The sequence below is a fragment of the Acidithiobacillus sp. genome (genome assembly GCF_023255755.1).
Classification (GTDB): Bacteria; Pseudomonadota; Gammaproteobacteria; order Acidithiobacillales; family Acidithiobacillaceae; genus Acidithiobacillus.
The window spans coordinates 1-19,533 of record NZ_JAGDVS010000149.1; the positions used below are offsets into that span (position 1 = coordinate 1).

The following is a 19,533-nucleotide window of genomic DNA, read 5'->3' on the forward strand; positions in this document are numbered from 1 at the left end:
GCGCCGCCGCAACGGCGACCTCCTCCGCGTCAAAAGGCCCCCCGAGCAGACAAACCGGCCGCTCCAGACGCAGTGCATGAAGTGTTTCCGCCTCTTCCAGGGAGGCCACCGCAAAGGCGTCCACTCCGGCCTCAGCCAGCACTGGGGCGCAAAGCGTCACCGCATGCCCATAAGCATTCGCCTTCACCGCCGCCATAATTTGTGCGTGTGGTGCATATTCGCGCACCACCGCTACATTATGGCGCAGCGCGGCAGCGGAGATATCGGCAACAATCGGGCGGGTCATGGACTAATGATACACCCCAAAGCGCGAAAAAATCCCGCGAAAGAAATGCATGGACGGCGCGCTGGTGATCCGGCTTGGTGCACGCAACTAATGCCCGAAACTATCCCCGGACGGCGCATAATTCTCAAAGCGGGTATATTCACCGAAGAAGCTCATCCGCACGGTCCCGATGGGTCCGTTGCGCTGCTTACCGATGATCACCTCGGCAATGCCCTTCACCTCTTCCTTGTCCTTGTAATACACCTCATCGCGGTAAAGGAAGAGAATCAGATCGGCGTCCTGTTCAATAGCGCCGGATTCACGCAGATCGGACATCTGCGGACGCTTTTCGGTACGGCTTTCCAGACTGCGGTTGAGCTGCGAGAGCGCAATCACCGGGATAGACAACTCTTTGGCCAACGCCTTGAGCGAACGGCTGATCTCGGAAATCTCTGCGACCCGATTGTCCCCCCTCCCCGGCACCTGCATGAGTTGCAGATAGTCGACCACAATCAGCGCCAAACCATGCTCTCGCTTCAGCCGACGCGCCCGCGAGCGCAAATCCGTCGGCGTCAGCGCCGCCGAGTCGTCCGCAAACAACGGCGCATTGCCGAGTTCACCGATGGCATGGGCGATGCGCGGCCAGTCATCATTACCCAGGCTGCCATTGCGCAAGCGGTGTTGGTCCACCCTCCCCCGCGACGAGAGTGCCCGCAAGACGATCTCGTCCGTCGGCATTTCCATGCTGAAAACCGCCACCGGCTTGCCTTCATTACAGGCGACATGCTCAGCTATATTCATGGCGAAAGAGGTTTTGCCCATACTCGGACGACCGGCGACGATGATGAGCTGGCCCGGGTGCAGGCCGGAGGTTTTCTCGTCCAGATCGGCAAAGCCTGTGGACAGACCCGTGACGCCTTTTTTCTCGCGGGCGATGGTCTCGATCCGGTCGATGACCGCCGGGAGTGCATCCTTGAGTTGCTTGAAGCCTTCACCGGCCCGCTGCTGCCCTTCGGCGAGCTGAAAGACCCGGCTTTCCGCCTCGTCCAACAGTGCCTGGGCTTCCCGCCCTTCCGGACGATAGGCGAGCTCGGCAATTTCCCGACCAACCCGAATGAGATCGCGCAGGGTAGCCCGCTCCCGCACGATGCGTGCATAGGCGAGCACATTGGCCGCCGAGGGTGTCTCGTTGGCCAGCATGAGGAGATACTGCACCCCGCCCACCTCAGCAAGTTGCTCGTGATCTTGCAACCACTCGGAGACCGTGACGGCGTCTACCGCCCGCCCGGCACCCAACATGGCACTGATGGCCTGGAAAACCTGGCGGTGACGACGCTCATAAAAATCTTCGGCCGTCACCGCCTCGGTCACTTGATCCGCTGTATCGGGATCAATCAGCAGGGCACCGATGACGGATTGCTCCGCCTCAATAGAGTGCGGCGGTGCCTTAACCCCGCCGCCATAGTCCGCAGACTCGAACACTCCGCCGTCCCCGCCAGCGCCGGGGTCAGGCGCGCTCGACGAACACCATCACGTCCAGCTCCACTTCCGGGTGCAGATGCAATCGCGCCGGGAATTCACCTATCCGCTTGATCGGGCCATCCGCCAAGCGGATTTCCGAATGGGCCACTTCATGACCCAGAGCCGCCAGCGCAGCGCTGATATCATGCAAGCCCACTGAACCAAACAAACGGCCATCTTCGCCCGCCTGCAAGGCGATTTTGACCACGGCTTCCGCCAACGCGGCAGCGCGTTTCTGAGCCGCCTGCAAACGCTCTGACTCGACATGCTCCAAAGCCGCTTTACGCGCGGCAAAGTCTTCCAGATTGCGCTGGTTGGCCACTATGGCCTTCCCCTGCGGCACCAGAAAATTGCGCCCATAGCCCGGTCGCACTTCGACCACATCACCCAGACGCCCCAACTTGTTGATACGTTCCAGCAAAATCACTTTCATTTCAAATCCCTCCAAAAAATTCCTTGCAAAACCGCTATCAGGACCGCGAGCCGACAAGCCGTTGGCGCAAGTGAAAAACACGATCCACAATGCCCAGCACAGCAACCACCAGCAGGAACTGTGAAAGCAGGATCAGTCCAATATAAAAAGCCGCCAGCGCGATCAGGGGCCAGCCCCTTGACACAAACCACAGGTGCACAAAACTCAGGCCCTGCAGCAGATACAGGCCGCCGACCAAAATGGCAAGGTTCTGTACCGGCCATAGCGCATTGCCATGCAGCAGGCCGATGCCCAACAACGTCACGACGAGCAACCAGATCAGCCGATCCGGCAGCACCCAGTCCCGAAACACCCGTTGCGGCACCAGAATACCCTGGAAACGTTCGCGCCAGCGACTGGCCAGCAACGCTGCCAGCGTCCAGAGCAGCGCCATACCGGCGGCGAGAATCCCTGGCATCAAGCGGATCATGTCACCCAATATCTGGCGCTGTGTCGTACTTAACTCTTTACGCGCTGGCGCCAGCAAATGTTCCATCTGCGTTTGCCAGAAGGCCGGACCCACCCCTTGCGGTATGACCCAAAGCGAGAGCACCAGCGTTAAAACAGACAAGCCGATAGTCACCCAAACTACCCCGCCCCACTGCAGGTCCCACTGCAAGCCTTCCCCCAACAGCCGCCCCGGCAGCCAGGCCACCAAAGCAAACGCCACACCATACCACGGGTTCAGTGTAAACAGTGCGGAGGCGACCCCGGCAATCAGCAGAACCTCGAAGCTCTCCTTGCGTCCGGCCTGCAGGGTAACCAGCGCCACCAAAGCGATGCAGTTGAGCAGTAACGGCCCGGCAAGAAAGGGGACCAGTCCCGCAACACTAAAAAGTACAGCAATACTGATGCCGGCTTGCCAGCGTCCGCTGAGAAACCAGCGCAAGACCCCACCTTCTGTCTGCGCCGCCACCGGAACGCCAGTGCCTTAACGCACGACGTAGGGCAATAACGCCAGAAAACGGGCGCGTTTGATCGCTGTAGTCAACTGCCGCTGATACAAATTGCTGGTTCCGGTAATCCGGCTGGGGACGATTTTACCCGTCTCACCCACATAGGCCTGCAAGGTTTTCAGGTCCTTGTAGTCGATCTCTTTGACGCCTTCTGCCTTGAAACGGCAGAACTTACGGCGACGGGTAAAGTTACTGCCACCGCCACGCTTGTCGCCATCACTATCCCGATCTCTGTCCCGATTAAATGCCATCTGAAATCTCCTTGATTAAGCCGTTACTACGGCTTCATTATCGCTGTGGTCCGGCTCGCTCTCGCCTTCGGCGGTTTCTTCACTGCGGTCACGACGATCCGTCTCATCGCGGGCCAGGAAGGAAGGGACGGTGACAGCTTCATCGCGGGCCAAAATCAGGTGGCGCAATACCGCATCGTTGAAGCGGAAGGCGTCTTCCAGCTCAGCCAAAGCGGCCCCGGTGCATTCCACGTTCATCAGGACATAATGGGCCTTGTGGGCCTTCTTGATGGGGTAGGCCAGTTGCCGGCGACCCCAGTCTTCCAGACGATGGAAATGCCCGCCATCGCTCTCGATCATGCCGCGATAGCGCTCAATCATCTGGGGAACCTGCTCACTTTGGTCAGGATGGACCAAAAACACAATTTCATAATGACGCAAAAGTTGCTCCTTATGGTTCACTGCGGAGTCCGGGCGCCTATCGCCCGAACAAGGAGTAAAAGGTGAGGGCGTATTCTAATACGCGCCGCGGGAAAAACAAGGGGTTAACCTTTTGGTCTGCGCGTCAGCCAGCGCATCCGGGGGCCAGAGCCCGCAATTGCTCGATCTGCTGCAGACAGCGCGCCCGGTCTGTAGCAGACAGGGGTGATGTCGTGGCGTTGCCGCCGAGTCTCTCCAGGCGGTCACCCGTCGGGAGCTTATCCTTGGACTGTAAATGGGTGACTGCCATTTGCGCGTTCTCCGGATCGTTACAGATCAGCAGTAAGTCCGCGCCTGCCGCCAGTGCCGCATCCACCCGCGCCGCCATATCGCCGACTCCATGCGCACCCGCCATGCTGAGGTCGTCACTGACCACCACACCAGTGAAGCCCATATCTTTGCGGAGAATGTCCTGCAGCCAGCGCAACGAGAAACCAGCAGGGCGTTCAGTATCTACCTGGGGATAGAGACAATGCGCGGGCATAATCGCCGGAATCCCCGCAGCAATCAGGGCAGCGAAGGGCTGGAGGTCTTCCTGAATGGCGCTGAGCGGACGCTCATCCAGAGGTAAATCGAGATGAGAGTCTGCGGCTACCGCACCGTGACCGGGAAAATGCTTGGCGACCCCCTGCAAACCGGTCCGTACCATACCCTCCCAGAACGCTACCGCGATAACACCCACCCACTCGGGGTCGCGATGGATGGCACGGTCGCCGATCACCGCAGAAACACCGCGATCCAGATCTACACAGGGGGTAAAGTCCATGTCCAGGCCGAGCGCCCGGAGTTCTGTACCGAGTAGAAGCCCCCAGTCCCGTGCCGCCGCCTGCGCCTTTTCCAGTCCATCACGATCCGCCAAACGACCCAGAGTCGCCATGGGTGGGAAGCGCGTCACCCCGGCACGCAGTCGCTGCACCCGCCCCCCTTCCTGATCAATACCGATGAGGAGCGGCGGAGAACGCAGCGCATGCAATTCGCCGCACAGGGCGCGCACCTGTTCGGCATCGACACAGTTGCGGGCAAAAAGGATGACGCCTCCCACTGCCGGCTGGCGCAGCATCGCGCATTCTGCGGCGGTGGGCTGCAGCCCGGCAATATCGACCATCAGCGGACCCCGTGTGGGGCGCTGCAGCTCAGTCTGTAGCGGCATGGGGGGTGGACTCCTGCGTACTGGCCTGCGCCTTGGCCTGCGCCTTGGCTGCGGCACGGGCCTTGGCTTCTTCCTTGTCCACCTCTTCGTTCTGCACCAACTGCATATCCGGCGGCATGGAAATCGGCAGAGCAATACTCGGTGGCTGGCTGGGAATACCGCGCACATGCACGGGCACGATCATCATACTGAAACCGTCATGCTGCAGGCGATCCTGCACGATAAAGCTGACTTCATCATGCAGCAGTCCGTGGAAGGGTCCCTGCACAGACGTATCAATCACCCGCCCGGCAAAGAAGATGCTCTGCGGAAAATAACGGATAGCGACATTAGCCAATTCCTCCATCGCCAGGATACGGTCGGTGGAGTAGGTGGCGAACCAGGTTGCCGCCATCCCTTCGTTGCGGCAAAAGGCCATATACTGGTTGGCCTCAGTCTCTACATACACCTTCAGGTCTTCCAGGGCCTTGATACCCTTAAACTCACCCTGACCCACAATACCCGCCAGCAGGAACACATAGTTCTTGACGAAGCCACTGACCATACGGTGCGCCGTCAGCAAGGTATGCAACCCCAGGCCGTCAAAACGGCTGACAAAAAATACGGCAGTGGCGCCACGCGGATCCAGGGGCAGGTTGGGGCCGGACTCCAGATGTTCGGGCACCACATCCAGCATGGTTTCGTCCAGTTCGGCGGTGATTTTACTGATACTTTTGTAATGGCGATAGATCAAATATCCGAGACCCACCACAATCGCGGTGACCAGCAGGGTGAACCAGCCGCCCGCATCGAATTTCTCGAAAATGGTGATGGCAAGAATAGATGCCGTGACCATAAAGCCCAGAACACTGACGGCAAGTCGGCCCCGCCAGAGTGGCTCCTGATGCCGCTGGGCAAACCAGTGCCGGCTCAATCCCGCCATGGTCAGGGTAAAGGTGATGAATACATTGATGCTGTACAGCACCACCAGGATGCTGACGTGTCCGCCCGTCGCGAGGAGGATGGCAATAGCCGCAAAGCCAATGAGCAACACGCCATTGCGCGATACAAAACGATCCGACAGGTAGGAAAAGCGTTCTGGCAACCAACGATCGACGGCCATATTCGCCATGACGATAGGCGCCGTGATAATACCCGTATTGGCGGCGATGAAGAGGAGCAGGCCCTCGCTAATCAGGGTAAGCAGTGTCGCCGTCGAACCGAAGGGGATGCCCCCCACCGTCCACCCCTGGGTAATCGCGCCGTAGAGCACGGCATTCAGGGTTTGCCCCTGCTGGCCATGCACGTGGTACATCAGGTACAAAAAAATCAGACTGCCCGCGACCAGAGACAGAGACGTCGCCAGCAAGGTCATCGTGCGCTGGCCAGTCTGCACACGCGGCTCACGCATGATATGCACGCCGTTGGCTACGGCTTCCAAACCCGTATAGGTACCACCACCCAGGCTGAAGGCCCGCAATATCAGGGCCACAATAAAGATCCAGCCGTATTGCATGCTGTCATGCCGAACACCCGCAACGGTGTTATAGGCGATGGCCGGCACGGCTTCCACGTGGCTCAGCAGACCCCAACCGAGGAGTATGGTGTGGGTCAGGACGAAAGCCATAAAGATCGGCAACAAAATCTTGATGGATTCCTTCATACCGCGCAAATTGATGAAGATCAGGAATAGCAACGCAGCGACATCCAAGAGAATGCGCTCGCTGTACCAGGAGGAAGGCATGGTACTCAGCAGCGCCTCGGTACCCGATGCCACCGAGATCGCCGCCGTTAAAATGTAATCGACAATCAAAGCGGCGCCACTGACCAGACCCGCCTTCGGCCCTAACAGGGTAGATGCGGTGTGATAACCACCCCCACCGTCGGGAAAAAGAGCAATGACCTGTTTGTAACCTGCCGAGATGATAAACACCGAGAGCGGGATGCCGATGGCCAGAAAAACGGCCAGATATTCATGTCCCTTCAGGGCATAGTAGATTTCCGGAGGACCATAGGCGGAGGAAGACAGGGCATCGGAACCCAGGCCGACCCAGGCCAGAAAGGCCGCGAGCGAAAGGTTCTCGAAGAGTTTGGGGTTGAACACGTTTACGGCGCGACGAAAACGGGGTAAGCGGATCCAGGCCACTCAGTGCCTCCTAGCGGGGGAACGCAGCGGTGGCTGCAGGCCGATAAAAACAGGGGTGTTTACAGGACATGCTGCAAAGAGCATGCATACCGCATCCGGCGCCATCCGCACACAGCCCGCCGATACCGGCTGGCCGAGATGATCCACATCGGCAGTGCCGTGGATGTAGATATAACGGCGGAAGGTATCCTGAAAGCCACCACGATTAAAACCGCTTTCGCTGCCGGAGAGCCAAAGAATGCGACCAAGAATCCAGTCTTGCCGCGGCTGGCCCGCCGCCCACTCCGGGCTGTAACAGGCACCGGTCCAGCGTCGGCCGCGCAGGATTGCCGTCGTGGGCAGGCCTTCACCGATGCGCGCGCGCACTACATGCCATCCGCGCGGCGTGCAACCGCTGTCACGCCGTTCACCGAGTCCGTTACGAGCCGTGGATATGACATACTCCGAGCGCGGCTCAGCGCCGCTCATCTCGCGCAACCGCTGGGCGGAGACATCCACCCAGAGCCAGCGTGGGGGCATTTCAGCGCTCAAAGAGGGCGATGGATTCGACATGGGCGGTATGGGGAAACATGTTGACGACGCCAGCCGCCTGCAGATGATAGCCGCGTTCGTGTATCAGATACGCCGCATCACGGGCCAGGGTCGCCGGATTGCAGGAGACATACACCAGGCGGCGGACGCCGGGGGTTAGACTGCGCAGCACTTCAATGGCGCCACTGCGGGGCGGGTCGATGAGCATTTTGTCGATGGCGCCCGCCGGAGCAAAATCTTCCATCTGCGCCTGGGTGAGATCGGCTACGGCATATCGGGCTTTATCCGCCAGGCCATTGGCGGCGGCATTCTCGGTGGCCAGCGCGACCAACCGGGCATCCCCTTCAATGCCAAGCACCTGCGCTCCCAGTCGGGCAATAGGTAGGGTAAAATTCCCGAGCCCGCAGAAGAGATCCAGGATCTGCTCTCCCGGTTGCGGCTGCAGCAGCGCCATGGCGCGGCGCACCATCACCTGATTCACCGCCTGATTGACCTGAGTGAAGACCAGCGGATCAAAACGCAGGCGCAACTGATAATCCGGCAGGTCGTAATGAAGGGGTTCCGGCTGCTCCGGCCATAAAGGATGCAGGGTCTCCGGCCCGCGCGGCTGCAACCATATCTGCAGGTCGTGTTGCACACCAAAAGCACGCAAGTGCTGCAGATCGCTTTCCGCCAGCAGCCGCATGTGACGAAACACCAGAGCGACCGCATCCGGCGTGGCGGCCACTTCAATCTGCGGAAAATCCTGGGGCGATTGCATCTGCCCGATCAGCGCCCGCAGGGGCAGAATGCGTTGCCCGATGCGCGGGTCAAGGGTCAGACATTGCCCCATATCCACGACATAACTGCTGTTGCGTTCGCGGAAACCGACCAGTGCGCCCCGAGTTTTTGGCGTCCGCACCGAAAGTCGCGCCTTGCTGCGATAGCCCAGGCTCGGGCCATGAATGGGGGGCAGGACGCGTCCGGGGCGGACCTTGCCGATGCGCCAGAGATTATCTTCCAGTTGTCTTTGCTTGATAGCCACCTGCGCCGCTGGCTCCAGATGCTGCAGGCTGCAGCCCCCGCAGACGCCAAAGTGCGGACAAGGCGGCGACACCCGCAGGGAGGATGCTTTGACCACTTGCAGCAACTCGGCACGATCAAAGCTCTTGTGGTCCTGAGTACGCCGTGCCCAGACCCGCTCGCCGGGCAACGCCCCATCGACAAAAAGCACTTTGCCCTCCACACGGGCAATCCCGCGTCCTTCGGCATCCAGACTTTCGATAAACACCTGCTCAGGCTGAGCGTTATGAATGGGCTTGGGACGCGACATGCAGATTCTCTGGCCACAAGGTGAGAAATTCCTGGACGTGGGCCTCGTCCCGGCTTTGTAAGTAAGACCGCAATTGCGTCTGGCAGGCATCATAAGCCGATTTGTCGAGATGCCCGCGGGTCAGCTCAAAACGCAGATGGACCAGGGCTGTGTTCAGCACATCGACTTCGCAGTAGTGGCGGATGCCCGCCAGCTCTCCGGCCTGATAACGGGTCCAGACCTCCGCGCCGCTCATCCCCAGCTTGCCAGGCAGCCCCAACAAGAGTGCCACGTCCTGGAGGCGGGCGACATTGCGCATCTGGTAGGCAGAGAGGATGTCCATGAGGTCGAGATGGCGCTCGTGGTAACGGCTGGTGTAATTATTCCAGCGATAACTCTGATCGGTCTGTCCCTGCTCCCAGTAGCGGGCCGCAGGGATACCGTGGAGCAGGGCGCGGTAATGCAGTACCGGGAGGTCAAAGGCCGCTCCATTCCAGGAAACCAGTTGCGGAGCATGACGCTGGATGAACTGAAAGAAGGCAGCGACGAGAGTGGCTTCGTCATCGTCCGCCTTGCCGAAACTGTTGAGCTTGACCTGCTCGCCCTGCCACCAAAGAGCAGAAATAGCCACGACCCGATGCAAATAAGGGCGCAGGAACTCCGTCGCGCCCTGGGTTTCGATGCGGCGCTGGTGCTGCAGCAATTCCGCCACGCCCGCGTCATCCCCCAACGCAATGTCGTGCACCCGCCGCCCACCGGCAACGTCGGGCACTGTCTCGATGTCAAAAACCAGAATATTCTGCAAGATGGTGACTATTTCTTCTGCCACTGACCACTGGGCGACTGGTACCAGTATCCTGCGGGTGCTTTGTCGATCCAGGTCTCGGCAAAAGTCTGCTGAATTTGCCCCGCCCACTCGGGATGACCATTGGCATCAGCGATCTGCTGATAGAGATTGCTGAGCGCCTGATTATAACTGGCCACCAGCCCATTGAGCGGAGCCCGCTGCGGCAGCGACACGGCTGCCGCATCATGGATCGTCACCTGACCATTGGCCGTGTAACCTACCGCGCCGCTGACAAAGTAAGGATGCATTTGCGTCGCCAGTGCCTCCACCTGCGCCCGCGCCGATTGCACCCCGGGACTGGAAGCATCGAGGTTCGCGGCAGCCTCCGCCGTGCCGCTGATGGCCGAGAAGCCCATGGCCAGCAGGTAGCTGGCCGCATGGTAGGGGGATGCCATGCTCAGGGAATCCGTAGCCGAAGCGGCGGATCGGGCAGGCGGCGCCGGTGCCGATACTGCCGGAGCAACCGGGGCCTGCAAGGCACCCTTGGCAGCGGCCTTATACACCTCACCGACCACCTGATCCGCCAGTTTCTGGGCCGCCGCAGCCGGAAAGTAAATGTTGACGGTCACACAAGCGGACAGCGCCATAAGCAATCCCAGTGCCAGCACACTGCGCCAGCCCTGCGTTTTCAGCCAACCCTGCTTTGTCATTTGCTCACTCTCCTGTACCGACTTGGGCACCACTATGCATGGCGGTTTTCAGACGCGCCAGCAACTCGTCCCAGTCCACCCGGCGATTGTACCCCACTATATCCACCCTGGGCAGCCCTTGCCCCTGAAGGATCACAAAACCCGAATCCTCTGTCCCCACTCCGGACAATTCGGCGACACCGTCCTTGAGATGCACACCCATCCCCAGATGCGCGTATGCAAAGGTCTTAAACATCCGTAGAAACATGCCCTGAAAAAATCCGCTGATGCCGTTACCGCCGCCCAACCTGGTAAGACTCTGGACCGCCGCATAGCTGATTTTCTGAGACACGCCATGAACGGGAACCGTATGAAACTGCGCCTGAAAAGCCTCCGGCGACCAGTTCAGCAGGGTGAGATTTTTTACGTCACCATTGAGCACCCCGCTGATGTAGCCAAAGTGGAAGGCGTCAGTCAAGGGCTTCAGTTGCAACCCGGCAATCCCGATGTTGGCCCGCAGCAGGGGCAAAACACCGAGGAAATTCTCAATATGCAGATCGCCCACCCGCACCTCGCCTCCGAACACCTGGGCGGAAAGTACGCCGCTGGTGGTGATGTCTCCCGCGTGATACTGCAGTTCCGGGATGGTGGCCGATACCGTCCCGGTAAACGGCGGCCAATGCATGATCTGGGTCAATTGGGCCATGCTGACCCCTCGCAAGTCGCCGCTCATGCTAAAACCCGACCGGGGTCCTGCCCAACGTGCCGCCAGATGCCGAAAATGCAGTTCGCCCCCCAGCAGGGCCAGGGTGAAAGGCTGTTGCAACTGAAAGCCCTGGGGATTGAGGACCAGCTCCGCATGCAGCGCGCCCGCCGGAATATGATAGAGTTCCGCGGACTGCCAGCGAAGCACCGCATCAGAGGCCTTGCCGGTACGACTCCAGGCACCCCGGCTATTCACGCCCGTCACCGCAAGATGCCCCCTGGGACTGGAAATAGCCGCGTTGCGCAAATCCCATTTCAGCGCACTCAGACCACCCTCTCCCGCCACGGAAAAATGCACTTGCCCCGAGGCCTGCAACTGGGCCGCGAGACCGCCGGGGGGAGCCAGCGGTTTAATCCAGTTCGCATACAGGGGCGCCATTGCTACATCCATATCCCGGATCTGCCAGCGCAGCACCCCGCCCTGAGTCGGGCGGTACAACGCAAAACCGCCCTGCCCGAGGCCGGGCCAGCGGATGCTTCCCTGGTCCAGTTGCCAGGCCTTGGCCGTCTGTTGCCAGCGGGTTTGTATCCGCACCGCTGCGGCGGGGGCTGTCCAGTACCATGGACTCCAGAGGACACCCCCCTGGGTCCAGCGCATCCGGGCAGTGCCGTGCCATTGCCCGGTATATACACCGTCCCCTTGGAGCTGCAATGCGACACCCTGGGCGGCCTGCAAACCGTCCGGGCTACTGAACTGGAGCTGGCTACCCTGCAATTCAAAGGCCATCTGACGCGCCTTTGCCCAGCTTGCGCCCCGCGCCCGGACTTGCCATCGGGCCTGCCCTGAGGTCTGCCAGGTGGCAGGCAGCAGGGTGAAGGCGCGCACCAGACCGGCAACCGGCAGGCTGCCCGCACCCGTCAGATGCCACTTTCCGGCGGCGGTACTTTGCACCTGCACGCGGGCGCTGCCGAATTGCACACCGCGCAATGCCAGCATGGCTTGCCCACTGCCGCCCACCTGCCGCAACTGTACTTGCCCATCGCCATGCAGTGCGCCCCACGGGCTGCCGTCCACCACCAGAAGACCTTGACGACACGCCCAACCCTGCGCCGTCTGGAGCCCGCATTGCAGTCGGGCATGCCGCCAGAGTTTGCGTTCGCCCGCTTGCGCGACGCCCGCCGCCAGACTGAACTGATCGCCCTGCGCCGATGTGGTCAGCGTCGCGTGCAAGCGCTGCGCCGTCCAGCCCGCTCCGCTTATCTGTGCGGCGCTGATTTCCAGAATTTGTGCCCCGGCCACGCCGCTGATAGCGAGCCCCAGGCACAGCGTCATAGACCACCGGACGGCTATCGGCAAAGCCCTGCTGCGCCCGTGCATCATTCTCTCAAGCCGGAAAAACACCCGTAGAGAGGTAACGGTCACCCCGGTCACAGATAATGGCAACCACCACACCATGCTCCAGCTTTTGTGCCACTCTGATAGCCGCTGCTACCGCGCCGCCAGAAGATATGCCTGCCAGCACCCCTTCTTCCCGTGCCAGACGACGGGCCATTTCCTCGGCTTCTTCCTGGCTCACATCGACAATCTGATCAACAGACTCAGGATGATAGATGCGTGGCAAATAGGCTTTCGGCCAACGGCGAATACCAGGAATTTTGGCCCCCTCCGTCGGTTGTACGCCGACAATCTGAATACGGGGCGACACTTCCCGCAAATAGCGGGAGGTGCCCATGATGGTCCCCGTCGTTCCCATGGATGAGACGAAATGGGTCACGGTTCCGCGGGTGTCGCGCCAGATCTCCGGCCCGGTACTGAGATAATGCGCCTCGGGGTTATCGGGGTTCGAAAACTGATCGAGCATGAAGCCCTCTCCCGCAGCTACCATCTGCTGCGCGAGATCAATAGAACCTTCAATACTCCGGGCGGCTGGCGTGAGAATCACTTCAGCACCGTAGGCACGCATCACCTGCCGCCTTTCGATACTCATGTTCTCCGGCATGATCAGCGTCATGGATAATCCCCGCACCGATGCCGCCATGGCCAGGGCAATACCCGTATTCCCGCTGGTGGGTTCGATCAGGCGCGTAGCAGAAGTGATGGTGCCACGCTCCAACGCCCGGCGAATCATATTCACGGCGGGGCGATCTTTGACGGAACCCGCGGGATTGTTACCTTCCAACTTCCCGAAAATCTGCACACCCGCATGCGGCGACAAGCGCCGAAGTTCACATAAGGGGGTATTGCCTACCCAGTCCTCCAGACCACCCATCTCTGCCTCCTTCAGGGCAATATTCAATAGTCAGCATCATAGACCCAAGCCGCAAAGTGCGGCTATCCTTTCTGGCAAAAGATCCGGGGGGAATACCACGCCTGCAGATCATCATCCGGAACACACAGGAGTGCATCAACATGGAAGCAGCCCGGAACCGCAACACCTGGCATATTCATCCTGATACCGCAGCCCTCGCCCAGAGATTGGCAGCAGCCATCGCGCGTATGGCCCAAGAGGCTATTGCCGCGCGCGGCGCCTTCCATCTGGTGGTTGCCGGCGGCAACACCCCCCGCGCGGCTTATGCCATGCTTCCGCAACTGGGCCGGGACTGGCAGTGCTGGCACCTCTATCATGGGGATGAGCGCTGTCTGCCGCCCCAGGACCCGGAGCGCAACAGCCTGATGCTGGACACCGTCTGGCTGTCCCAGGTACCCATTCCGGCGCGACAAATTCATCACATCCCGGCCGAGCGGGGTGCCGAAGTGGCCGCCCGCGACTACGCCGCAGTGCTTCCGCCGCATGCCTTCGATCTGGTCCTGCTGGGAATGGGGGAGGATGGCCATACGGCCAGCCTTTTCCCAGGCCACGACTGGGGCCTGGGAAAGAGCAGCCCCGCCACCCTCGCCATCCACGATGCCGCCAAGGCGCCGCCCCAAAGGGTGAGCCTGAGCGGCTGGCGATTACAGTACACGCGGGAGATGTTTTTTCTGACCACGGGCAGCGGCAAGCGGATGGCACTAGCGGCCTGGTTACGGGGCGAATCCATTCCCGCCGCACTGGTAGGCACAGCAGCCGATGTCTGGCTGGACAATGCGGCCTGGCCGGAAGCAGTGCCTGGGACCATTTGACCCAGGCTCCATAGCAATATCCCTCCTCACTTCGCCCCCGTGAATCCGGGTTTCGCGGGCGCCTCAGGCGGTGTTCAAGCTTTCGCTGCCCCGCCCTGCTGCTTGACCATGGACAGCGCCGTACCCACCAGTGCACCGATATTGCCCAGATCCGCCGGGATCACCAGGCTGGTGCTCGCCTTGGCGAGGTTGCCCCATTTTTCGATGTAATCCTTGGCGAGCTGCATCTGCAAGGCCTCAATACCACCCGGCGCCCGCGCCGCGTCGCCGATGACGCGGATGGCGGCGGCGGTGGCTTCGGCAACCAACTGGATGGCTGCGGCTTCACCCTGGGCGCGCAACACTTCCGCCTGTTTGCGACCATCCGCGACGTTGATGTCCTGCTGACGTTGTCCCTCGGAGGTGTTGATCTGCTGCTGCCGTTGCCCCTCGGACTTGGCAATCAGTGCCCGCTTTTCCCGCTCGGCAGTAATCTGCAGCTCCATCGCGCGGATGATCTCCTGGGGCGGAGTAATATCCTTGATTTCATAGCGCAGCACCTTGACGCCCCAGTTAATCGCCGCCTCGTCCACCGATGAAGCAACGGCCGTATTCAGCAACTGTCGGGACGAAAGCGCCGCATCCAGATGCAATTTGCCGATCTCTGAACGCATGGTGGTCTGCGCCAGTTGGATAACCGCCGTGAAGGGATTACTGGAGCCGTAAGCCGCTTTTACCGAATCGGTAATCTGCAAATAAAGTACCCCATCTACGGTCATAGTGGTGTTGTCAAAGGAGATACAGACCTGCGCTGGCACCTCCATGGGCACCTCGCGCATGTCAAAACGGAAAGCAATGCGGTCCAGAAAAGGGATGATAAAATTCAGCCCCGGCTCCAGCACTGCATGATATTTACCAAGGCGCTCGACGACCCAAGCGCGCTGTTGAGGCACGACCCGGATGGTGGTGCGCAGAATGAAGAAGGCCGCAACAACAACAATCAGGATAACGATGAGGGAGGACATAATGGCTCCTTGCCAGAATTTTGTCGGGGTAGCACACCTAAATGTAGCAAGTTATCCGTCTTGGCGATGATGACGGCCCGGTCGCCCGGGCAAGGGGAAGGACCATCGTCTACAACCGCCAGCCACTCGGCACCGCGATAACGCACACTGTATTGCTGATTGCTGTCCGGCCCGCTGACAACATCCACGCCCTGCCCCAGATCAAAGTCGCCGAGATTTTTGGTTTTAGCAGCTAAACGATGACGTAGCCACAGTCCGGTGGGCAGCAAGACCAGACAAAACCCGAAAAAAACCCAGTGCAACACCGTACCCGGCAAAAGCAGCCCGGTGATAGCCGTAAACAGAGCCGCCAGCGCCACCGCCGCCAGGTAGAACGTACCCGTAAAAAGCTCCGCCAGCCCGGCGCCAAAAGCAATGACGACATAGACCATAAACATCGTCACCCCCAGGGTCATTCTGTCCCGGTCAACTGTAAATAAATCGCCCCGAGAGGCGGCAGCACCAGTTCCAGCGAATGGGGCAGGCCCATCCATGTCTGGGCCTGCGCCTGCTGCGGCAAGTTACCGATATTGCCGCCGTGATAAGCGCCCGCGTCACTGTTGAAGATCTCATGATACCGGCCCGCCGCTGGCACCCCCAGGCGATAATTGTGCCGTGGCACCGGCGTAAAATTGAACACGGCCAGCACGAAACCGCCATCCCGATCCCAGCGCAGAAAACTCAATACGGACTGGTCGGCATCGTGACAATCCACCCAGGAGAAGCCCTCGCTGTGAAAGTCCTGCACATGCAAAGCCGGGATATCCCGATATAGATGCGCCAGATCGCGGCTCAATCGCTGAATACCCTGATGCCAGTCCCAATGCAGCAGGTCCCAGTCCAGGGCCTGCCCGCAATCCCACTCCCGTCCCTGGCCGAACTCGTTGCCCATAAAATTCAGTTTTTTGCCGGGATGGGCGAACTGGTAACTGAAGAGCAAACGCAGGTTGGCAAAACGCTGCCAGGCATCCCCCGGCATTTTGTCCAGCAGTGAACGCTTGCCGTGCACCACTTCGTCATGGGACAGGGGCAACACAAAGTTTTCCGTATAGGCGTAAAGCTGGCTGAAGGTCAGATCGTTCTGGTGAAAGCGGCGGTAGACCGGGTCCTGCTCCAGATAAGCGAGGGTGTCATTCATCCAGCCCATATTCCACTTCATAGAAAAACCGAGGCCGCCCACATAGGTGGGGCGGGAGACCATTGGCCAGGACGTGGATTCTTCGGCAATAGTGAGGATACCCGGATGGCGCTCATTGAGGACCACATTCATCTCGCGCAGAAAATCAATGGCCTCCAGATTCTCCCGGCCACCGTACTGGTTGGGAATCCACTCGCCTTCCTGGCGCGAATAATCGCGGTAGAGCAGGGACGCCACCGCATCCACGCGCAACCCGTCGATATGGAAACTATCCGCCCAGTAACAGGCATTAGCCAGCAGGAAACCGCGCACCTCATTGCGCCCGAAGTTGAAAATGTAAGTGCCCCAGTCGCTGTGCTCACCCTCGCGCGGGTCGGCATGTTCATACAGCGCGGTGCCGTCAAAACGCGCCAGCCCCCAGTCATCCCTAGGGAAATGCCCCGGCACCCAGTCCAGGAGCACGCCGATACCCGCCTGGTGAAAGTGGTCTACAAAGGCACGGAAATCATCGGGTGTACCAAAACGGCTGGTGGGCGCAAAATAACCGCTCACCTGGTAGCCCCAGGATTCATCCAGAGGGTGCTCCATCACCGGCATCAGCTCAATGTGGGTATAGCCCATGTCTTTACAGTAGGCCACCAGGCGCTCCGCCAGCGTCGCATAACTGAGAAAATGGCCCCCCGCGTCACGCTGCCAGGAACCGAGATGCACCTCGTAGATATTCATGGGGGCATGCTGCCAGTCCTGGCCAGCGCGCGCCGCCATCCAATCCTGATCGGCCCAAACGTGGCCTGTCTCCACCACCCGCGCCGCGGTGCTGGGTCTGAGCTCAAAAGCATGGGCATAGGGGTCGGTCTTGACAAAGACGACCCCGGAATCGCGGTGGCGCAGCTCAAATTTGTAGATTTCGCCAACAGCCAGATCGGGGACAAACAGTTCCCAGATGCCGCTCTGGCCGCGCGCGCGCATGGGATGAGCGCGGCCGTCCCAATCATTGAAATCGCCGACGACGCTGACCCGCTCGGCATTGGGCGCCCAAACGGCGAATAATACCCCATCCACCCCCTCGTGATGGCGACGATGCGCGCCGAGATGACGATAGGCTTCATAAAGGCGCCCCTCGCCGAAAAGATAAACCTCCAGATCCCCCAGCACCGGACCGAAGACATAGGGATCGTAGCGTTCGTGAAGCCCATGCCGGTCCTCCCAACGCAGGCGGTACGGCAGCGCTATGGCTTCGCCCTGACGTGTGAAAATACCATCGTGATGGTTCTGCTCCATAGCCACCCATCCCGCTGGCGTCTGTATCTCAACACCGAACGCTCCGGGCAGAAAGGCCCTCTGCACGGCCTGCTGACCGGCTACATGCTGGCCCAGCCAGGCGAAGGGGTCGTGATGACGCGCCGCGCGGATAGCCGAGCAGTCTTCGCTTTCGCCGGACAGATCGGTCGCTGTACTGCCGCGCTTTTGCATTGCCGTCACCGCACCCTCCTCTACCCGCCATCCGGGGTGAACTCGTTTTCGCTTTGATATCATGCCACCGCCTTCTGAGCATAACACATCCAGAGCGCAGCGCTGCTCCACCGGAGGCGCGACCTTTTCATGTACAGAGTCCTTGCCGCCACCGGTTAAGTTCAGTACCTTAAAAGCCAGCGCATCGGCAATCTCACCTATACTGCAGGTGGGGCCATGCCTATGCCAAAAAAGGAGAGGGTCATGTCGGAAGAAGGCAGTCTCGGAGTAGCCAATTCACCCCGCTTCGTCAGCAACCTGACCAAGAATACCCTAGCTCTGGTACTCGCCGGGGGGCGAGGCAGTCGCCTCGGTCCGCTGACCGACTGGCGCGCCAAACCCGCCGTCCCCTTCGGCGGTAAATTCCGCATCGTCGACTTCTGCCTCTCCAACTGCCTTAACTCCGGTATTCGTCGCATTGGTATCCTCACTCAGTACAAATCCCATAGCCTCATCCGTCACATCCAGCTTGGCTGGGGTTTTCTTCGCGGCGAGTTCAGCGAGTTCACCGAGATTCTTCCCGCTCAGCAGCGCATGAACACCGGCTGGTACAAGGGTACCGCCGACGCCATTTTCCAGAATATCGACATCCTCCGCGCCCACAGGCCGCGCTATGTGATTATCCTGGCGGGAGATCATATTTATAAAATGGACTATGGGCAGATGCTCGCCGAGCACGTCCAAAGCCAAGCCGACATGAGTGTCGCCTGCATCGAAGTGCCCCTGGAAGAGGCCAAGTCCTTCGGCGTGATGTCCGTCAACAGCGAGGATCGTGTCACCGCCTTTACCGAAAAGCCCCAGGATCCAGTCCCCACCCCCGGCAATCCCGATCGCGCCCTGGCGAGCATGGGTATCTACGTATTCAACACCGACTTCCTCTATGAACAACTCATTCGCGATTCCGACAGCCCCGATTCCACCCACGACTTCGGCAACGACCTCATCCCTTATATGGTCTCGCGCTACCGGGTGATCGCGCATCGCTTCCGCAATAGCTGCGTTGCCAGTTCCGGGGGAAGCAACAGCCGCTGTTACTGGCGGGATGTGGGCACGGTGGATGCCTACTGGGCCGCCAATATCGACCTCGTACACGTCACTCCCGATCTTGACCTCTATGACAGCCGCTGGCCGATCTGGACCTATCAGGAACAATTACCGCCGGCCAAATTCGTGTTCGACGATGAAGGCCGCCGAGGCATGGCGCTGGACAGCATTGTTTCCGGCGGCTGCATCATCAGCGGCGCCACCGTCCGCCGCTCCCTGCTCTTCTCCAACGTGCGGGTCAATGACGGACACACCCTGATTGAAGACTCGGTCATCCTGCCCAACGTGCGCATGGGCGAAGGTGCACGCCTGCGCAAGGTGGTAGTGGACAAGGGTACTATTATCCCGCATGGGCTGGTGGTCGGTGAAGATCCGACCGAAGACGCCCGCCGTTTCTATCGCACGCCCAACGGCGTGACCCTGATTACCCCGGAGCTACTTGGCCAGCAACTACATTTTGTGAGGTAGTCCCT

At 60.1% G+C, this 19,533-nt stretch carries 19 protein-coding genes; 2 read left to right on the plus strand and 17 right to left on the minus strand.

Annotated features, from left to right (window positions below):
* The 14 genes from Q0C48_RS10345 to cysM form a co-directional block, all read right to left on the minus strand.
* On the minus strand, nucleotides 1–286 hold a 286-nt coding region (locus Q0C48_RS10345; protein ID WP_291524067.1), incomplete at its 3' end, for an alanine racemase.
* An 87-nt stretch (nucleotides 287–373) separates the two neighbouring features.
* On the minus strand, nucleotides 374–1,747 hold the full coding sequence (dnaB, locus tag Q0C48_RS10350; RefSeq protein WP_291524069.1) for a replicative DNA helicase: 1,374 nt from the start codon (nucleotides 1,745–1,747) through the stop codon (nucleotides 374–376).
* A 25-nt stretch (nucleotides 1,748–1,772) separates the two neighbouring features.
* A complete protein-coding gene (gene rplI, locus Q0C48_RS10355) occupies nucleotides 1,773–2,219 on the minus strand; it encodes a 50S ribosomal protein L9 (RefSeq protein WP_291524071.1) in 447 nt (148 codons plus the stop codon).
* Nucleotides 2,220–2,256: 37 nt separating this feature from the next.
* Nucleotides 2,257–3,174, minus strand: coding sequence for a DUF2232 domain-containing protein (locus tag Q0C48_RS10360; protein ID WP_291524073.1), 918 nt, complete (start codon nucleotides 3,172–3,174; stop codon nucleotides 2,257–2,259).
* Nucleotides 3,175–3,189: 15 nt separating this feature from the next.
* Nucleotides 3,190–3,465: a 30S ribosomal protein S18 gene (gene rpsR / locus Q0C48_RS10365; protein WP_291524075.1), complete on the minus strand. Its 276-nt coding sequence runs from the start codon at nucleotides 3,463–3,465 to the stop codon at nucleotides 3,190–3,192.
* A gap of 15 nt (nucleotides 3,466–3,480) precedes the next feature.
* The gene (gene rpsF, locus Q0C48_RS10370) at nucleotides 3,481–3,885 is read right to left on the minus strand and encodes a 30S ribosomal protein S6 (RefSeq protein ID WP_291524077.1); all 405 of its coding nucleotides are present in this window, start codon (nucleotides 3,883–3,885) and stop codon (nucleotides 3,481–3,483) included.
* Between the two features lie 124 nt (nucleotides 3,886–4,009).
* Nucleotides 4,010–5,074: a beta-N-acetylhexosaminidase gene (gene nagZ / locus Q0C48_RS10375; protein WP_291524079.1), complete on the minus strand. Its 1,065-nt coding sequence runs from the start codon at nucleotides 5,072–5,074 to the stop codon at nucleotides 4,010–4,012.
* Nucleotides 5,058–7,199 carry an APC family permease gene (locus tag Q0C48_RS10380; RefSeq protein WP_291524081.1) on the minus strand — a complete coding sequence of 714 codons (2,142 nt, stop codon included), beginning with the start codon at nucleotides 7,197–7,199 and terminating at the stop codon, nucleotides 5,058–5,060. Before Q0C48_RS10380 ends, nagZ begins: the two co-directional genes overlap by 17 nt.
* Entirely contained in the window at nucleotides 7,200–7,718 is a 519-nt protein-coding gene (locus tag Q0C48_RS10385; RefSeq protein ID WP_291524083.1) for a L,D-transpeptidase, read from the minus strand.
* A gap of 1 nt (nucleotide 7,719) precedes the next feature.
* On the minus strand, nucleotides 7,720–9,042 hold the full coding sequence (gene rlmD / locus Q0C48_RS10390) for a 23S rRNA (uracil(1939)-C(5))-methyltransferase RlmD (RefSeq protein ID WP_291524085.1): 1,323 nt from the start codon (nucleotides 9,040–9,042) through the stop codon (nucleotides 7,720–7,722).
* Entirely contained in the window at nucleotides 9,017–9,850 is an 834-nt protein-coding gene (locus tag Q0C48_RS10395) for a 3'-5' exonuclease (RefSeq protein WP_291524087.1), read from the minus strand. Before Q0C48_RS10395 ends, rlmD begins: the two co-directional genes overlap by 26 nt.
* Nucleotides 9,835–10,518 carry a DUF1318 domain-containing protein gene (locus Q0C48_RS10400; RefSeq protein ID WP_291524088.1) on the minus strand — a complete coding sequence of 228 codons (684 nt, stop codon included), beginning with the start codon at nucleotides 10,516–10,518 and terminating at the stop codon, nucleotides 9,835–9,837. Before Q0C48_RS10400 ends, Q0C48_RS10395 begins: the two co-directional genes overlap by 16 nt.
* A 4-nt stretch (nucleotides 10,519–10,522) precedes the next feature.
* On the minus strand, nucleotides 10,523–12,535 hold the full coding sequence (locus tag Q0C48_RS10405) for a hypothetical protein (protein WP_291524090.1): 2,013 nt from the start codon (nucleotides 12,533–12,535) through the stop codon (nucleotides 10,523–10,525).
* A gap of 52 nt (nucleotides 12,536–12,587) precedes the next feature.
* Nucleotides 12,588–13,472 (minus strand): cysteine synthase CysM, encoded by an 885-nt coding sequence (cysM, locus tag Q0C48_RS10410; RefSeq protein ID WP_291524092.1) that lies wholly within the window; start codon nucleotides 13,470–13,472, stop codon nucleotides 12,588–12,590.
* A 140-nt stretch (nucleotides 13,473–13,612) separates the two neighbouring features.
* Between cysM and pgl the strand changes: the two genes are divergently transcribed.
* Nucleotides 13,613–14,323 (plus strand): 6-phosphogluconolactonase, encoded by a 711-nt coding sequence (gene pgl / locus Q0C48_RS10415; protein ID WP_291524094.1) that lies wholly within the window; start codon nucleotides 13,613–13,615, stop codon nucleotides 14,321–14,323.
* 74 nt (nucleotides 14,324–14,397) lie between these two features.
* Here the strand turns inward: pgl and Q0C48_RS10420 are convergent, their stop codons facing one another.
* The 3 genes from Q0C48_RS10420 to glgB are packed head-to-tail and all read right to left on the minus strand — an operon-like array spanning nucleotide 14,398 to nucleotide 17,977.
* Nucleotides 14,398–15,327 (minus strand): SPFH domain-containing protein, encoded by a 930-nt coding sequence (locus Q0C48_RS10420; protein WP_291524096.1) that lies wholly within the window; start codon nucleotides 15,325–15,327, stop codon nucleotides 14,398–14,400.
* Nucleotides 15,303–15,764, minus strand: a complete 462-nt coding sequence (locus Q0C48_RS10425) for a hypothetical protein (RefSeq protein WP_291524098.1) — start codon at nucleotides 15,762–15,764, stop codon at nucleotides 15,303–15,305. The genes Q0C48_RS10420 and Q0C48_RS10425 overlap by 25 nt, the downstream gene beginning before the upstream one ends.
* Before the next feature lie 14 nt (nucleotides 15,765–15,778).
* On the minus strand, nucleotides 15,779–17,977 hold the full coding sequence (glgB, locus tag Q0C48_RS10430) for a 1,4-alpha-glucan branching protein GlgB (protein WP_291524132.1): 2,199 nt from the start codon (nucleotides 17,975–17,977) through the stop codon (nucleotides 15,779–15,781).
* A gap of 243 nt (nucleotides 17,978–18,220) precedes the next feature.
* On the opposite strand from glgB, the gene glgC reads away from it, so the two are divergent.
* Nucleotides 18,221–19,528, plus strand: coding sequence for a glucose-1-phosphate adenylyltransferase (gene glgC / locus Q0C48_RS10435; protein ID WP_291524100.1), 1,308 nt, complete (start codon nucleotides 18,221–18,223; stop codon nucleotides 19,526–19,528).
* The last annotated feature ends 5 nt before the right edge of the window (nucleotides 19,529–19,533 follow it).

What these genes read in the sequence shown, in the direction of transcription:
- rplI (WP_291524071.1), bottom strand. Translation starts at nt 2,219, where the DNA reads ATGAAAGTGATTTTGCTGGAACGTATCAACAAGTTGGGGCGTCTGGGT.
- rpsR (WP_291524075.1), bottom strand. Translation starts at nt 3,465, where the DNA reads ATGGCATTTAATCGGGACAGAGATCGGGATAGTGATGGCGACAAGCGT.
- nagZ (WP_291524079.1), bottom strand. Translation starts at nt 5,074, where the DNA reads ATGCCGCTACAGACTGAGCTGCAGCGCCCCACACGGGGTCCGCTGATG.
- Q0C48_RS10385 (WP_291524083.1), bottom strand. Translation starts at nt 7,718, where the DNA reads ATGCCCCCACGCTGGCTCTGGGTGGATGTCTCCGCCCAGCGGTTGCGC.
- rlmD (WP_291524085.1), bottom strand. Translation starts at nt 9,042, where the DNA reads ATGTCGCGTCCCAAGCCCATTCATAACGCTCAGCCTGAGCAGGTGTTT.
- Q0C48_RS10400 (WP_291524088.1), bottom strand. Translation starts at nt 10,518, where the DNA reads ATGACAAAGCAGGGTTGGCTGAAAACGCAGGGCTGGCGCAGTGTGCTG.
- Q0C48_RS10405 (WP_291524090.1), bottom strand. Translation starts at nt 12,535, where the DNA reads ATGACGCTGTGCCTGGGGCTCGCTATCAGCGGCGTGGCCGGGGCACAA.
- cysM (WP_291524092.1), bottom strand. Translation starts at nt 13,472, where the DNA reads ATGGGTGGTCTGGAGGACTGGGTAGGCAATACCCCCTTATGTGAACTT.
- pgl (WP_291524094.1), top strand. Translation starts at nt 13,613, where the DNA reads ATGGAAGCAGCCCGGAACCGCAACACCTGGCATATTCATCCTGATACC.
- Q0C48_RS10420 (WP_291524096.1), bottom strand. Translation starts at nt 15,327, where the DNA reads ATGTCCTCCCTCATCGTTATCCTGATTGTTGTTGTTGCGGCCTTCTTC.
- Q0C48_RS10425 (WP_291524098.1), bottom strand. Translation starts at nt 15,764, where the DNA reads ATGTTTATGGTCTATGTCGTCATTGCTTTTGGCGCCGGGCTGGCGGAG.
- glgB (WP_291524132.1), bottom strand. Translation starts at nt 17,977, where the DNA reads ATGCAAAAGCGCGGCAGTACAGCGACCGATCTGTCCGGCGAAAGCGAA.
- glgC (WP_291524100.1), top strand. Translation starts at nt 18,221, where the DNA reads ATGTCGGAAGAAGGCAGTCTCGGAGTAGCCAATTCACCCCGCTTCGTC.